General features: G+C 67.3%; 18 protein-coding genes. 6 read left to right on the top strand and 12 right to left on the bottom strand.

What is annotated here, in order from left to right; all coding sequences use genetic code 11:
- Positions 1 to 12 precede the first annotated feature (12 nt).
- Together PFX98_RS19470 and PFX98_RS19465 are read left to right on the top strand one after the other, a co-directional pair.
- Positions 13 to 459 (top strand): OsmC family protein, encoded by a 447-nt coding sequence (locus tag PFX98_RS19470; protein ID WP_285232143.1) that lies wholly within the window; start codon positions 13 to 15, stop codon positions 457 to 459.
- A gap of 21 nt (positions 460 to 480) precedes the next feature.
- Positions 481 to 1,224 (top strand): Crp/Fnr family transcriptional regulator, encoded by a 744-nt coding sequence (locus PFX98_RS19465; RefSeq protein ID WP_285232142.1) that lies wholly within the window; start codon positions 481 to 483, stop codon positions 1,222 to 1,224.
- A 12-nt stretch (positions 1,225 to 1,236) separates the two neighbouring features.
- Here the strand turns inward: PFX98_RS19465 and PFX98_RS19460 are convergent, their stop codons facing one another.
- From PFX98_RS19460 to PFX98_RS19450, 3 genes are all read right to left on the bottom strand, one after another.
- A complete protein-coding gene (locus PFX98_RS19460; RefSeq protein ID WP_285232141.1) occupies positions 1,237 to 1,593 on the bottom strand; it encodes an ArsR/SmtB family transcription factor in 357 nt (118 codons plus the stop codon).
- 76 nt (positions 1,594 to 1,669) lie between these two features.
- On the bottom strand, positions 1,670 to 2,014 hold the full coding sequence (locus PFX98_RS19455) for a hypothetical protein (protein ID WP_285232140.1): 345 nt from the start codon (positions 2,012 to 2,014) through the stop codon (positions 1,670 to 1,672).
- Between the two features lie 44 nt (positions 2,015 to 2,058).
- On the bottom strand, positions 2,059 to 2,376 hold the full coding sequence (locus PFX98_RS19450; protein ID WP_285232139.1) for a c-type cytochrome: 318 nt from the start codon (positions 2,374 to 2,376) through the stop codon (positions 2,059 to 2,061).
- Positions 2,377 to 2,514: 138 nt separating this feature from the next.
- On the opposite strand from PFX98_RS19450, the gene PFX98_RS19445 reads away from it, so the two are divergent.
- On the top strand, positions 2,515 to 2,877 hold the full coding sequence (locus PFX98_RS19445; protein ID WP_285232138.1) for a carboxymuconolactone decarboxylase family protein: 363 nt from the start codon (positions 2,515 to 2,517) through the stop codon (positions 2,875 to 2,877).
- 4 nt (positions 2,878 to 2,881) lie between these two features.
- Here the strand turns inward: PFX98_RS19445 and PFX98_RS19440 are convergent, their stop codons facing one another.
- Both PFX98_RS19440 and PFX98_RS19435 read right to left on the bottom strand, forming a co-directional pair.
- Positions 2,882 to 3,358: a TlpA disulfide reductase family protein gene (locus PFX98_RS19440; protein ID WP_285232137.1), complete on the bottom strand. Its 477-nt coding sequence runs from the start codon at positions 3,356 to 3,358 to the stop codon at positions 2,882 to 2,884.
- Positions 3,355 to 4,296, bottom strand: coding sequence for an MBL fold metallo-hydrolase (locus PFX98_RS19435; RefSeq protein ID WP_342399158.1), 942 nt, complete (start codon positions 4,294 to 4,296; stop codon positions 3,355 to 3,357). Before PFX98_RS19435 ends, PFX98_RS19440 begins: the two co-directional genes overlap by 4 nt.
- A 129-nt stretch (positions 4,297 to 4,425) precedes the next feature.
- Here PFX98_RS19435 and PFX98_RS19430 point away from each other — a divergent pair, with 129 nt between their 5' ends.
- Together PFX98_RS19430 and PFX98_RS19425 are read left to right on the top strand one after the other, a co-directional pair.
- Positions 4,426 to 4,752 carry a c-type cytochrome gene (locus PFX98_RS19430; RefSeq protein ID WP_285232136.1) on the top strand — a complete coding sequence of 109 codons (327 nt, stop codon included), beginning with the start codon at positions 4,426 to 4,428 and terminating at the stop codon, positions 4,750 to 4,752.
- 10 nt (positions 4,753 to 4,762) lie between these two features.
- Positions 4,763 to 6,055 (top strand): NAD(P)/FAD-dependent oxidoreductase, encoded by a 1,293-nt coding sequence (locus PFX98_RS19425; protein WP_285232135.1) that lies wholly within the window; start codon positions 4,763 to 4,765, stop codon positions 6,053 to 6,055.
- A 3-nt stretch (positions 6,056 to 6,058) separates the two neighbouring features.
- On the opposite strand, the gene PFX98_RS19420 is transcribed toward PFX98_RS19425, so the two are convergent.
- Together PFX98_RS19420 and PFX98_RS19415 are read right to left on the bottom strand one after the other, a co-directional pair.
- Positions 6,059 to 6,676 (bottom strand): c-type cytochrome, encoded by a 618-nt coding sequence (locus PFX98_RS19420; protein ID WP_285232134.1) that lies wholly within the window; start codon positions 6,674 to 6,676, stop codon positions 6,059 to 6,061.
- An 18-nt stretch (positions 6,677 to 6,694) separates the two neighbouring features.
- A complete protein-coding gene (locus PFX98_RS19415) occupies positions 6,695 to 7,822 on the bottom strand; it encodes a YeeE/YedE family protein (protein WP_285232133.1) in 1,128 nt (375 codons plus the stop codon).
- A gap of 132 nt (positions 7,823 to 7,954) precedes the next feature.
- Here PFX98_RS19415 and PFX98_RS19410 point away from each other — a divergent pair, with 132 nt between their 5' ends.
- Entirely contained in the window at positions 7,955 to 8,407 is a 453-nt protein-coding gene (locus PFX98_RS19410) for a DsrE family protein (RefSeq protein WP_285232132.1), read from the top strand.
- Between the two features lie 15 nt (positions 8,408 to 8,422).
- Here PFX98_RS19410 and soxB read toward each other — a convergent pair whose 3' ends face one another.
- Genes soxB through soxY form a run of 5 tightly spaced genes read right to left on the bottom strand, consistent with a single transcriptional unit; the run spans position 8,423 to position 12,490 of the window.
- Entirely contained in the window at positions 8,423 to 10,156 is a 1,734-nt protein-coding gene (gene soxB / locus PFX98_RS19405) for a thiosulfohydrolase SoxB (protein ID WP_285232131.1), read from the bottom strand.
- Between the two features lie 3 nt (positions 10,157 to 10,159).
- The gene (gene soxX, locus PFX98_RS19400; protein WP_285232130.1) at positions 10,160 to 10,813 is read right to left on the bottom strand and encodes a sulfur oxidation c-type cytochrome SoxX; all 654 of its coding nucleotides are present in this window, start codon (positions 10,811 to 10,813) and stop codon (positions 10,160 to 10,162) included.
- 11 nt (positions 10,814 to 10,824) lie between these two features.
- Positions 10,825 to 11,619: a sulfur oxidation c-type cytochrome SoxA gene (gene soxA, locus PFX98_RS19395; protein ID WP_285232129.1), complete on the bottom strand. Its 795-nt coding sequence runs from the start codon at positions 11,617 to 11,619 to the stop codon at positions 10,825 to 10,827.
- 49 nt (positions 11,620 to 11,668) lie between these two features.
- Positions 11,669 to 11,980, bottom strand: coding sequence for a thiosulfate oxidation carrier complex protein SoxZ (gene soxZ / locus PFX98_RS19390; RefSeq protein ID WP_285232128.1), 312 nt, complete (start codon positions 11,978 to 11,980; stop codon positions 11,669 to 11,671).
- Between the two features lie 45 nt (positions 11,981 to 12,025).
- On the bottom strand, positions 12,026 to 12,490 hold the full coding sequence (soxY, locus tag PFX98_RS19385) for a thiosulfate oxidation carrier protein SoxY (protein ID WP_285235640.1): 465 nt from the start codon (positions 12,488 to 12,490) through the stop codon (positions 12,026 to 12,028).
- Positions 12,491 to 12,541 lie beyond the last annotated feature (51 nt).

Raw genomic sequence — 12,541 nt, 5'->3', positions numbered from 1 at the left:
CAGGAAGCCAGCATGGACAAGGAAATCATCAGCATCGAACTCCGGCAGCAGCAGGACTACTGCTTCAAGGCCAGCTTTGGCGGCACCCTGCCCGAGCTGCTGTGCGACGAGCCGCCGCCGATGGGCAGCGGCCTGGGCCCTTCGCCGGTGCAGCTGCTGTGCAGCGCGGTGGCCAACTGCCTCAGCGATTCGCTGCTGTTCGCGCTGCGCAAGTACAAGCAGGCGCCCGAGCCGCTGAGCTGCCGCGTCAGCGCGGAGGTCGGCCGCAATGCCGAGGGGCGCTTGCGCGTGCTGGCCATGCAGGCGCAGCTGCACCTGGGCGTGCCCGCCGCGCAGCTGCAGCATCTGGACCGCGTGCTGGCGCAGTTCGAGAGCTTCTGCACCGTCACGCAGAGCGTCGGCCAGGGCTTCCCGGTGGAGGTGCAGGTCTGGGACGCCGACGCGCAGCGCCTGAAATGAAGCGCGCCCGCTGAGCCCGACATGCACGCCGCCGTCGTCTCACTCCATCGGCAAGGCCCCGTGCATCCGCAGGCGCAGGCCTGCGCGCGCTGCGAGCTGCGGCGCCTGGCGCTGTTCGGCACGCTGTCGGAGCAGGCGCTGGACTGTATCCATGTGCATATCGCCGCACAGCGGCTGGAGCCCGGTCAGGCCCTGTACGACATCGGTCAGCAAGCCGGAGCGCTCTTCACCGTGCGCTCGGGCGTGGTGCGGCTGGAGCGCGTCAACGCCAGCGGCGAACGCCGGGTGGTGAGGCTGGCCGGGCGCGGCGATCTGATCGGCCTGGAGGCGCTGCTCAAGCAGCCCTATGGCAGTACCGCACTGGCCAGCACGCCGCTGGAGGTCTGCCGCATTCCGCGCGGCCTGGTGGCCGAGTTGAGCCAGTCGCATGTCGGTCTGGCAACCGCACTGATGCAGCGCTGGCAACATGCACTTGCGCAAGCGGAGGAATGGTTGGCAGAGCTGTCGATGGGGCCGGCACAACGCCGCGTGCTGCGCCTGGTGCACAAGCTGAGCCAATACGCCCAGGGCGATGAGCAGCAACCCTGGATCTGGCTGCCCACGCGTGGCGATATCGGTGCGATGCTCAATATGAGCATGGAGACGGCCAGCCGCGCCATCAGCGCGCTCCGGCGCCAGGGGGTGCTGCTGCAGGTCGAGCCGCAGCGCGCGCGTCTGGATCTGGCGCTGCTGCAGGCGACCCTGCGCAGCGACGAGAGGGGCTGAGTTTCCCCTGGTTCAGCGTGCCGCTGCCGGCATCAGCCGTTCCTTGACCTCGATCTCGGCGGCCGGATCGAGTTCGATCGCCACCTGGGTGCAGACGGCGCGGCACAGCGCGGCGACGCGCTCGCTCTGCAGCCGGTAGTAGATCTGCGTGCCCTCGCGGCGCTTGGACAGCACGCCGCTGCGGTAGAGCGTGGAGAGATGCTGCGACATATTGGGCTGCGTGGTCTCGATCGCTTCCAGCAGCTCCGACACATTCTTCTCGCCATGGCAGACCGCGCTGATGATCTTCAGCCGGATCGGCGTGGACAAGAGCGAGAACAGTTCGGCGACAGATTCGAAAACCTTGTCTTCGGGCGGACGGTCTTCCATGGCGGCTTCTGAGAGTGGCACGCGCCGATTGTATTCGCAAGAACGGATATAAGCGTGGCGCGAAGCTAGGGGCGGCTCACTTGAACCTGTAATGCTGCTTGTTGAGCACCGCCGCCACCGCGCTCACTTCCTCGGGAAACATGCCCAGATTGAGCTCGGTATTGCACTGCTCCACCATGCCGCGCAGGCTGCCGGCGGTCTTGACACGCTCCAGCGGCCGATAGACCGCCGAGCCATCGCCGCCGAACTTGCGCGCATGGCATTCGGCGCAGCGATGCTCCTGGATCAGCTTCTGACCCAGGGCCAGATCGGCATCCTTGAAGATGCTGGCGTCGTCGCTGGATTGAGCGCTGGCATGCCAGGCCAGCGGGCCAGCGGCGCACAAGGCGGCCGCAAGCATGGCAAATTTGGCGATCTTCATGGCCTGCTCCCGGTCATCGCGGCTGGGCGACCATGGTATTGCGCTTACTTGGCGCCGCCAAGCACCCAGGCCGCCAGCGTCTTGGCGTCGGCATCGCTGAGCGCGGCCTGGGCCGGCATCGGCACCGGGCCCCATTTACCCGAGCCGCCGGCCTTGATGCTGGCGCTGAGCTTGTCGACGGCGTCGGCCTGGCCGGCATATTTCTTCGCCACCTCGGCATAGGCCGGGCCCACCAGCTTCTTGTCCACCGCATGGCAGGCCATGCATGAATTCTTCTGGGCCAGCGCCAGATTGGCATGTGCCAAGGGGCTGGCCAGCAGGGCCACCAGGCTGAGCGCCAGGGCGTAGGGTTTGCTCGTCATCGTGTCTCCAGTTCAATTGCTTCCATTTATCCGCGCACGATGATATTTCATCTGCGCACCAGACTTTGCCTTGGCTCAAGGCGGCCGGGCCGGTCGCCAGCGAATATATGCGCATTCGCTTATTTTAAAGACCATCGCATGAGCAAGTCCTACCGCGCCATCACTGCCGAGGTTTCCGCTTCGCTGGCCAAGCTGCGTGCCGACATCCCCGACACCACCCGCGGCTTTTCGGCGCTGGCGCAGGCGGCCACGCGCGACGGCACGCTGGACAAGAAGACCAAGGAGTTGATCGCCATGGCGCTGTCGGTGGCCTCGCGCTGCGATCCCTGCGTCGGCTTTCATGCCGAGGCGCTGGTCAAGCTGGGCTGCAGCCGCGCCGAATTCGAGGACATGCTGGGCATGTGCATCTATATGGGCGGCGGGCCTTCGCTGATGTACGCGGCCCAGGCTTTGCAGGCCTTCGAGGAGTTCGGCGGGCCGGGCGCCACGCCGGGCCAATAAGGCGCTACTGCGCCAGGCGCAGATAGGCCAGCACATCAGCCTCGAACATCTCGCCCGGCACGACCTCGACGAGCCGGCCCCGGCGGTCCACCACCGCCGTCAGAGGCACCGAGCGGCGGCGGCTCAGCGCCGCGGCCAGTGCCTCGGCGTCCAGCGTGTTGGGAAAACTCCAGCCGCGTGCGGCCGCATGGCGGGCCACGGCGGCCGCGTCGCTCGAACGCACCACGCCCAGCACCGTCAGCGCCTGGCCCTGCGCGGCGCGCCAGAGCTTCTCCAGATGGACGTTGTGGCGCTCGCAGAAACCGCAATCGGGTGACCAGAACACCAGCACCACGGCGCGCCCCTGGGCGCCCTGCCAGGCCTGGCCGTCCAGCAGACGCACCTCGGGCCAGGACACCAGCTCGCCGCGCGTAGCCGGCAGGGCCAGGGCCGCCGGCGCTGCAAGCGCCAGCAGGCTGAACAGACAGGCGCGCCGCCTCATCGCCCCTCCTGCTCCATCAGCAGATAGGTGTTGTAGGCATTGATGCGGTTGGCGGCGGCAAACAGCGGCAGCTTGGCGAAGCGCGACCAGTCGGTGCGCGCATAGGCTTCCTCGAAGGGTTCCATATTGCGCGCCGCCTCACCCATGCGCTGGCGCAGAAAGGCCAGGTAGTCGCGCGTCATCTGCAGATCCTCGCGCGCGGTGCTCGACACCGGGCCATGGCCGGGCACGATCACCTGGGTGTCGAAGGCCAGCAGCTTGTCCAGTGCGCCGATCCAGCGCCCGCTGTCGGCCTGGCCCACAAAGGGCACGCGGCCGCGGAACACGATGTCGCCGGCCAGCAGCAGCTTGAGCTGCGGCACATAGACCACCAGGTCCTCGGGCGTGTGGGCCGGGCCTACCGGCTGGATCTGGAAGTCCAGACCGCCCATCCGCAACGTCAGTGCGCCGGCGATCCAGCGGTCCGCCGGCACCAGCGTGGTCTTTTCGTCGATCCAGGGGAACAACTCCTCGCGGCTGGCCTTGAGGCGCAGGGCGGCGGTGTCGGAATGCAGGTAGATCTGCCCGTCCTGCTGTGCGATCACCTGGGCACCGGCGGCCTTGAGGGCCTGCAGGCCGTAGATGTGGTCGGCGTGGTAATGCGTCATCACCACATAGCGGATCGGTGCCGGCGTGATCTTGCGGATTTCCTGGATCAGCTCCTGCGCCAGCGCCGGCGAGCCCAGCGCATCCACCACCAGCACGCCCTCGGGCGTGACGACGAAGGCGGCGTTGGAGATGAAATTGCGATTGGCGGTGGAGCCCAGCGCCGATTCACCCTGCACCATCCAGGTTTGCGGCGCCACCTGCACGGCGTGCACGGCCTGGGCCTGGCTCAAGCTCGCGCCCAGGGCGGCCACCAGCATGCACAAGCGAGCAATCAAACTGTTTATTCGCATGCGCTGATATTACAGCGCGCTCCATCGCCTGTCGACCATCATGGTTAGTCCCGATGGGCCGAGGCGCGGCTTGTGCGGATGCTGGCAGCCGGGCCCACAAGCGCAGGCCCGCCAACTCAGGAGATGCTCATGACAGGGACGAGAGTACGCGGCGCATGGCCGCTGAGCCTGGCCTTGCTGGCCGGCGCGAGCTGGGCACAGGATCCCAAGGCCGACCCTCATCTGGCGCGCAACCTCGCGGCCACCTGCGCCAACTGCCATGGCACGGCCGGCGTGGCCAAGGGCGAGATGAAGACGCTCGCCGGCCGCAAGGAGGACGAGCTGCTCAAGCTGCTGGCCGACTTCCGCAGCGGTGCCCAGCCGGCCACCATCATGCACCAGATCGCCAAGGGCTATAGCGAGGAGCAGCTCAAGCTGGTCGTGAAGCATTTCGCCGCGCTGCCGGCCAAGCCCTGAGGAGCATCGCATGACAAAAGCGCATCAACAATCCGAACTGCAACGTCGCCAGCTGCTGCTGGGCGGCCTGGCGCTGGCGGGCATGGGCCTGACGGGCTGCGCAAGCATGGGCACGGGGCCGTCGATCGGCCGGGTGGTGGTGGTGGGCGGCGGCTTTGGGGGCGCCACCGCGGCGCGCTATCTGCGCCTGTGGGGCGGCAATGTGGACGTGACCCTGGTGGAGCGCCAGCCCAGTTTCGTCTCCTGCCCGATCTCCAACCTGGTGCTGGGCGGCCACAAGCAGATGAGCGACATCACGCGCGGCTACGAGGGCCTCAAGGCCCTGGGCGTGAAGCTGGTGCAGGGCGAGGTGGTGGCGATCGACCCGGTGGCCAAGTCGGTGCGTCTGGCCGACGGCAGCGCGCTGGCCTACGACCGCCTGGTGCTCTCGCCCGGCATCGATTTCATGAGCGATCAGATCGGCGGCCTGCAGGCCGCGCTGGCCAGCGGCCAGGTGCTGCACAGCTGGAAGGCCGGCCCGCAGACGGTGGCGCTGCGCAAGCAGCTGACCGACATGGCCGACGGCGGCGTGGTGGCGATGAGCATTCCCAAGGCACCCTACCGCTGCCCGCCCGGCCCCTATGAGCGGGCCTGCATGATCGCCAGCTACCTGAAGACGGCCAAGCCCAAGTCCAAGCTGCTGGTGCTGGATGCCAACCCCGAGATCCAGTCCAAGAAGGCGCTGTTCGAGAAGGCCTTCAAGCAGCATTACGAGGGCATCCTCGAGTACCGCCCCAATGCCGAGCTGAAGGAGGTCGCCAATGCTGGCAAGCTGGCACGCCTGGAGTTCGAGGACGTCAAGGCCGATGTGCTGAACGTGATTCCACCGCAGCGTGCCGCCGACCTGGCGCTGCAGGCCGGCGTGGTGAACATCAACCAACGCTGGGCCGGCGTGCACTGGCTGAGCATGGAGTCCACCGCCCTGCCCGGCGTGCATGTGCTGGGCGACGCCGTCTTCCCCGGCCCGGGCATGCCCAAGTCCGGCCATATGGCCAACCAGCAGGCCAAGCTGGCGGCCGCGGCCATCATCCAGCTGCTCAGGGGCGAGGCCGTCAATGCCACGCCGGTGCTGATGAACACCTGCTACAGCTTCGTCACCGCGCGCGACGTCGTGCATGTGGCCTCGGTGCACCAGTACGACGCCGCCGAGAAGGCCTTCAAGCCGGTGCCCGGCTCGGGCGGCGTGTCCGCCGCCGCCAACCAGGTCGAGGGGCGTTATGCCCTCTCCTGGGCGGAGAACATCTGGACCGACATGCTTGGGTAAGCCTCAGTTCAAACCACTGATGTAGGCCGACACGGCCTTCAGCTCCAGCTCGCTGAGCTTGCTGGCGATGGCGTGCATCACCGCGTTGTCGTTGCTGCGTTCGCGCTTGTTGAACAGGCGCAGCTGGTTCTCGGTGTACTGCGCGTGCTGGCCGGCCAGGCGCGGCAGCTGCGGCGTGCCATGACCCTTGGGGCCATGGCAGCCGGCACAGGCGGCCACGCCGCTATAGGGATTGCCGCGCATGAAGACAAAGCGCCCCACCTGGGCCAGTTCGCTGTCGTCCACCGCGTGGGCCACCGGCTTGCGCGACTCGAAATAGCGGCCCAGCGCGGCGAAGTCTTCGGCATTCAGGTCTTCCACCATCGCCTGCATGGTGCTGCTCTTGCGCTTGCCGGCCTGGTAGTCGGCCAGCTGGCGCGCCACATAAGCACCATGCTGGCCGGCCAGGCGCGGAAACACCGGGCTGGAACTCTCGCCATCGACGCCATGGCAGATGAAGCATTTGCCCTGCACGATCTCCTCGGCACGGGCGAGCTGCGCATCCTGGGCCTGGGCGCCCGCAGCAAGCATGAGGATCAGCCAGCCGGCGGCCGCTGAACGACGGAGTTGGGTGTAGCGCATGAACCTCACTCTAGGGCATCAGGCCCTGAAGCTGCGGGAGAACTGGGGCACCGCCTGATCCAGGGCGGCCACGGGCTGGGCGGCCAGGCGCTCGGCGCGGCGATCGACCCAGTGATCGGTGAGGGCCGCGGCGCCCCACATGCAGGACAGGGTGACCCAGGAGGTGACGGTGAACACCGCCGCGCCCGACAGGCCCGCGCCGACCGCGCAGCCACCCGCCAGCATGCCGCCGAAACCCATCAACACCGCACCCACCAGGTAACGCCGCATGCTGGCGCCGCCGGCAAAGCCCTCCAGCTTCAGCTCGCGAAACAGCGCGGCGGCCAGGAAGGAGCCCAGGAACACGCCGGGCACCAGGCCCAGGTCGAAGGTGGGCGGCTTGCTAGGGGCGAACAGCACCCGCGTCAGCACCTCGGCCGAGGGGCCGGTGAAGCTCAGGGCCTGCACCGGTGCGGCCTCCGCGTCCAAGCCCAGCAGCGCCACGTAGGAGGTGAACCACCAGGCCGCGCCGATCGCCAGGCCCACCATGATGGCGCCAGCCCAACCCCAGGCGGGCACACGCTGGTGCCAGGCCCAGCGCACCGCCGCCGCAAGCCAGACGGCGGCAAAAAGCAAGGCCCCGCCGCGGCCGATGCCGGTGATGGCGATGAGGTCGCGCGCCGCGCCCCCCTCCACCGTCCACCAGGCCGAGATCAGCTCGCGCAGAGGGGCCAGCACGCCGGTCCAGGCGGCCTGCGCGGTGACCGCGAACACCAGGCCCGACAACACCGAGCGCAGATTGCCCTGCGCGGCCAGCACCAGTAGGCGGCTGGAGCAGCCACGCGCCAGAATCATGCCGATGCCGAACAGCGCGCCGCCGATCGCCGCGCCAGAGAGGCTGCCGCGCGCCGCCAGCTGGCGCGCCGCGCTGACATCGGCCTGGCCCAGCGCGATCAGCGCCTGGGTGGACAGCAAGGCGGTGGCAAAGGCAAACAACCACACCGTCAGCTTGCCGCCCGGCGCGCCGCGCGAGAACTCGATCGTGGCCGAACGCAGGCAGAAACGCGAACGCTGGGCAAAGAAGCCGAACACAAAACCGATGATCAGCCCGCCACCGGCCAGGGCCTTGGCCTGACCGAGCGATTCGAGGATGGATTCCAGCGGCATGATGGCGGCCTTGATCTGCTTTTGCTTCGGCTATGCGCGTTTGCCCCAGATCAATTCGGGACAATTTGCTTTTAAATCCTAATATGCGCAGCTGCTGATGTATAGAGCCTGCGGAACCTCAAGGAGTGATCCATGTCAATTCAACGCCGAATGCTGGTGCGTGGCCTTGCCGCGCTGGGCCTGAGCCTGTCGTTGGCCCTGCCCGCGGCAACCGCCCTTGCCGCCGATGCGGGCGTCAAGGTGGTCTACCACCTGAGCGAGGGCGTGGCCCAGGCCGCCAGGGCCATGGGTAATATTCGCAACCATCTGGCGGCCGACCCAACGGCGAAGATCGTGGTGGTGAGCCATGGCGCGGGCATCGACTTTCTGCTCGACGGCGCCAACACCCCGCAGGGCCAGCCCTTCGCTGGCGCCATCGGCGATCTGGCCGGCCAGGGTGTGGAATTCAGGGTCTGCAACAACACCCTTGCCGCACGCAAGATCTCGCCCGACAAGGTGGCAATGGAAGCCAAGATCGTGCCCTCGGGCGTGGCCGAGGTGGCCAGGTTGCAGGCGCGCGAGGGCTTCGTCTACCTGCATCCCTGATGTCGCTCGGGCCGCTCAGGCCGCCAGGCCCGGGTTGCCCTGCACGCCCAGCAGCCTGGGCGTGTTGAGCTTGCGGCTGCTGACGCGGCCCTGGCTCTTCAGCCACTGCTCGACCACGTCCCACACCATGCGCGTGCCCGGCATGCTGGCGGCCTCTTCGGCCACCGGGGCCCAGCCGGCCACCTTGTAGAGCTTGTCGGCATCGATGGGCTTGCCGTGCAGGCGCATGTCCTGGATGCGCCTGCCCATCGCCGCCCCGGGCTCGCAGCTGTAGCTCAGGCCGCCCACGCGCACCATGTCGCCGCCCTGCTGGTAATAAGGGTCGGGATTGAAGAGGTTGTCGCACACGTCTTCCAGCACCGTCTTGATCATGGCGCCGCTCATGGACGTGACGGTGGCGTAGGAATAGGTGGTGGCGAGCTGGTCCATCATCAGCTCGCGCGTGATCACGTCGCCCGGCAGCAGCGTCGTACCCCAGCGGAAGCCGGGCGAGAAGGCGATGTCGGCGCCCTGCACCTCGATCAAGGCATCGACGATCAGCTGGTCCCAGCTGCCGTTGAAATTGCCGCGGCGGTACAGCAGGCCGTCGCTCACCGCCAGTTGCTCGTTCAGCTTGGCCTCATAGGGCTTGCGGATCTTCTCGATCAGCGCCGCCATGTCCGGATCGGCCTTGAGCATATTGGAGAAGATCGGCAGCAGCTTGTAGCGGAAGTCGGCCACGCGGCCGTCCTTCACCTCGAAGTCCAGCACGCCGAGGAACTTGCCATTGCTGCCGGCATTCGTCACCAGGGTGGTGCCGCCGGCATTCTTGACCTGCACCGGCACCGGCACGCCGTCGTGCGTGTGACCGCCCAGGATGGCATCGATGCCGCGCACCCGCGAGGCCATCTTCAGGTCCACGTCCATGCCGTTGTGCGAGAGCACCACCACCACCTTGGCGCCCTTGGCACGCACCTCGTCGACCATGGCCTGCATGTTCTCGTCCTGGATGCCGAAGGCCCAGTCGGCCACCATATAGCGCGGGTTGGCGATCGGCGTGTAGGGGAAGGCCTGGCCGATGATGGCGCACTGCACGCCGTTCATCTCGCGCATCACATAGGGCGCGAACACCGGATCGCCGAAGTCATTGGTCTTGACGTTCTGCGCCACGAAATCGAGCCTGCCCTTGAAGTCCTTCTCGAGGATCTCCTTCACCCGCTCCATGCCATAGGTGAACTCCCAGTGGCCGGTCATCACGTCCACGCCCAGCAGCTTGCAGGCGTCGACCATGTCCTGGGCATTGGTCCACAGCGAGGTGGCCGAGCCCTGCCAGGTGTCGCCGCCGTCCAGCAGCAGGGCGCCGGGGCGGCTGGCCTTCATGCGCTTGACCAGGGTGCTGAGGTGGGCGAAGCCGCCCACCTTGCCGTAGCGGCGCGCGGCGCGCTCGAAGTCCAGGTAGGTGAAGGCATGGGCCAGCGCCGTGCCGGGCCGCACGCCGGCCGCCTTCAACATGCCCTCGCCCACCACATGGGGGCTTTGGCCACGCATGCCGGCCAACCCCAAGTTCACATTCGGCTCGCGGAAGTAGATCGGCTTGAGCTGCGCATGGCAGTCCGTCATGTGCAGGAAGGACACCTGGCCGAAGCGCGGCAGCTCATAGAGCCCCTGCTCTGCCGTCGCCGCATCGGCGTCGGCATAACGGCCGAGCCCCATGCCCGCCACCGAGGCGGCGGACATGACCTGGAGGAATTCACGTTTGCTGAGACTCATGGCTTACTGGTTCACCGGCGAACGGGGGTCGAGGATCAGCGCCATCACATGGCGCAGCTGCTCCTCGTTGAGCAGGCCAGCGTGGCCGAAACGCGGCATGTTGGAACAGGCGTTGTAGGCCTTGGAGTTCCACAGCTTGCCCCAGGTGTATTGCACGATGGCGGCGCTGGCCGGATCGGCCGGGTCCTTCACGCCGCGGATCTTGCCGTAGTTGTAGAGGCTGGGGCCGATGGTGCCGAAGGACACCTCTTCCTTGCTGATCTGGTGGCAGTTGTAGCAATTGGCGCCGTTGGCGGCAGGCGCCGCGGACTTGTCGGTCCAGGTCATGCCGCGGCCGTTTTGCGCCAGCTTCTCGCCCTCGCGCCAGTCGCCCAGATACTGTCCGCCCGCCGGCCACTTGATCGAGGCCAGCGCCTCGGCCTCGACGCGCTTGGCCACCCCTTCGGGCGGCGCGCTCTCGGCCGAGCAGGCCTGTTGGCCGAGGTCCTGTTCCAGGCGCTTGGTGGTGGCGATGCCCTCGTCGCGGAACGAGGCCTTCAGCATCGCCAGGGCCTGGGCGTCCAGCTCGGCCGGCGTGGGCTGGCCAGGCAGGCTGGCGCAACCCGCCGCACCCAGCGCCAAGGCTGCAACAGCAGCCCAAACAAAGCGTTTGTTCATTTGCGTCTCCTTCAGCGCTTGATGGCCGGGGCGATGGACTCGGCACCCTTGGCGTTCACACCCATGTACACGGCCAGGGCGATGGTGACCTCGGAGGCATAGCCCGGATACGGGAAGCGCTGCTGGCGGTAGCAGTCGTTCAGCCGCCGCTGCATGCCCCACAGCTCGCCGCTGGAGACGCGGTAGGCCGGCCAGGCCGCGAAGCCCACGCCATCGCCCGGGTTCTTGGTGAGGTTGGGCAGGTCCTGCAGGCGGATGCGCTTGCCGTCCTCACCATGGCAGGAGGCGCAGGAGAAATCCATCGGCCCGCCGCGGAAGAAGAAGGCGCGCTTGCCGAGCTCGTACATGCGCTGCTCGGCCGCATGGACCTGCGGCAGCTGCATGCGCTGGCCGCGCGACTCGGCCGAGATCCACGCGACCAGGGCCTCCATATTCGCCTGTTCGCCCTTGCCGAAGGGCGTCTTGGCAATCGCCTCGGCATCCAGCCCCTGCAGCGTGCTCATGCAGGTCAGCAGGCGCGATTCCAGATCCTGCACCCGCTGGGTATCGGCGAACCAGCGCGGCAGGCGCACGAACGCGCCCTTCACGACGCCAGCGCCCTGCCCCAGATCGCAGCGCTCCAGCGAGGCGTTCTTGGGGCCGCGCTTGGCCTTCCAGAGATCCTCGCCCTTGGCCTCAAACAACTCGGCCGGGTTGCCGTCCGCCAGCAAGGCGCGGTATTCGGCAATCGAATCCGCCGCCGTCTTCTGGGCGCAGGCCAGTCCGGGCAGCAAGGCCAGGGCGGCCACCCAACTCCAATGCTTCATGCTTGTCTCCTGTTGTCCGTCTGGCCGGGCTTCTCTGGCCCGGTGGGGTTCACGACACGGTGGCTTCGTCGCTGCGCTTGTCGCCCTTGTTGTCGGTCCAGGACACCTGCACCTTGTCGCCGGCCTTGGCGCCCTTGATGACGAATTGCAGGAAGGGGTTCTTCGAGACCGAGGGGCCCCACTCCGCCGTCAGCACCACCTTGCCGTTCAGCGCGGCACTCACCTCGTTGATGTACCAGGCCGGGATGGTCTTGCCGGCCGCGTCCTTGCGCTGACCGCTTTCCATTTCATGAGCCATCAACACGCGCACGGTGGCCTTGTCGCCAGCGGCTTGCGCACGGATTCGCATCGGATCTGCCATGTCTTGCTCCTGATTAGCTGAGTTCTGAAAAATCGGGGGCCGGCATCAACCGCCGCAACCACCCAGCGTGACCTTGACTTCCTTCAGCGCGTACAGCACCTTGTTGTCGTTGGTCACCGCCACCGCGTAGACGTTGGAGGACTGGCCCATCTTCACGCGCGTCGAGAAGCTGGCTTCCACTTCCGGGCTGACGTTGAACAGCGCGGCCAGCACCGAGGGGTTCTTTTCCACCAACAGCAGCATCTGCTTGACGCCGGCCGCAGTGGTGGTCGCACCCAGCGGCACGACGGCGCCGTTCTCGGCGATGTCGGGCGCGGTGATGCTCACGTCCTTGCTTTCGGTGGGCGCGCCATAGCCCAGCGCCTTCACCACATCGGCCAGGCTCTTGGCCTCGAAGGCGCCCTTGCCGGCAGCCTCGCCGGCGGCCTGCGCCGCCTTGCCGAACACGCCGCTGGCAAGCATCAGCGATGCCACCTTGGCGCTGCTGGCCATCAGCTCTCTGCGATTCATCTCAATCATTTCGGTCTCCTTGATCCTTGCCTGTCAAACGAGGGAGCGCCG

Source organism: Paucibacter sediminis (assembly GCF_030254645.1).
GTDB lineage: Bacteria > Pseudomonadota > Gammaproteobacteria > Burkholderiales > Burkholderiaceae_C > Paucibacter_B > Paucibacter_B sediminis.
The sequence above is the reverse complement of the archived record's forward strand: the minus strand, read 5'-3'. Positions and strand labels throughout refer to the sequence as shown.

Excerpts from the sequence above, each read along its gene's own strand:
- soxA (WP_285232129.1), bottom strand. The coding sequence starts at position 11,619 with ATGAAGCATTGGAGTTGGGTGGCCGCCCTGGCCTTGCTGCCCGGACTG.
- PFX98_RS19415 (WP_285232133.1), bottom strand. The coding sequence starts at position 7,822 with ATGCCGCTGGAATCCATCCTCGAATCGCTCGGTCAGGCCAAGGCCCTG.
- soxB (WP_285232131.1), bottom strand. The coding sequence starts at position 10,156 with ATGAGTCTCAGCAAACGTGAATTCCTCCAGGTCATGTCCGCCGCCTCG.
- PFX98_RS19410 (WP_285232132.1), top strand. The coding sequence starts at position 7,955 with ATGTCAATTCAACGCCGAATGCTGGTGCGTGGCCTTGCCGCGCTGGGC.
- PFX98_RS19425 (WP_285232135.1), top strand. The coding sequence starts at position 4,763 with ATGACAAAAGCGCATCAACAATCCGAACTGCAACGTCGCCAGCTGCTG.
- PFX98_RS19465 (WP_285232142.1), top strand. The coding sequence starts at position 481 with ATGCACGCCGCCGTCGTCTCACTCCATCGGCAAGGCCCCGTGCATCCG.
- PFX98_RS19450 (WP_285232139.1), bottom strand. The coding sequence starts at position 2,376 with ATGACGAGCAAACCCTACGCCCTGGCGCTCAGCCTGGTGGCCCTGCTG.
- PFX98_RS19420 (WP_285232134.1), bottom strand. The coding sequence starts at position 6,676 with ATGCGCTACACCCAACTCCGTCGTTCAGCGGCCGCCGGCTGGCTGATC.
- PFX98_RS19470 (WP_285232143.1), top strand. The coding sequence starts at position 13 with ATGGACAAGGAAATCATCAGCATCGAACTCCGGCAGCAGCAGGACTAC.
- PFX98_RS19440 (WP_285232137.1), bottom strand. The coding sequence starts at position 3,358 with ATGAGGCGGCGCGCCTGTCTGTTCAGCCTGCTGGCGCTTGCAGCGCCG.
- soxZ (WP_285232128.1), bottom strand. The coding sequence starts at position 11,980 with ATGGCAGATCCGATGCGAATCCGTGCGCAAGCCGCTGGCGACAAGGCC.
- PFX98_RS19445 (WP_285232138.1), top strand. The coding sequence starts at position 2,515 with ATGAGCAAGTCCTACCGCGCCATCACTGCCGAGGTTTCCGCTTCGCTG.
- PFX98_RS19435 (WP_342399158.1), bottom strand. The coding sequence starts at position 4,296 with ATGCGAATAAACAGTTTGATTGCTCGCTTGTGCATGCTGGTGGCCGCC.
- PFX98_RS19455 (WP_285232140.1), bottom strand. The coding sequence starts at position 2,014 with ATGAAGATCGCCAAATTTGCCATGCTTGCGGCCGCCTTGTGCGCCGCT.
- PFX98_RS19460 (WP_285232141.1), bottom strand. The coding sequence starts at position 1,593 with ATGGAAGACCGTCCGCCCGAAGACAAGGTTTTCGAATCTGTCGCCGAA.
- PFX98_RS19430 (WP_285232136.1), top strand. The coding sequence starts at position 4,426 with ATGACAGGGACGAGAGTACGCGGCGCATGGCCGCTGAGCCTGGCCTTG.
- soxY (WP_285235640.1), bottom strand. The coding sequence starts at position 12,490 with ATGAATCGCAGAGAGCTGATGGCCAGCAGCGCCAAGGTGGCATCGCTG.
- soxX (WP_285232130.1), bottom strand. The coding sequence starts at position 10,813 with ATGAACAAACGCTTTGTTTGGGCTGCTGTTGCAGCCTTGGCGCTGGGT.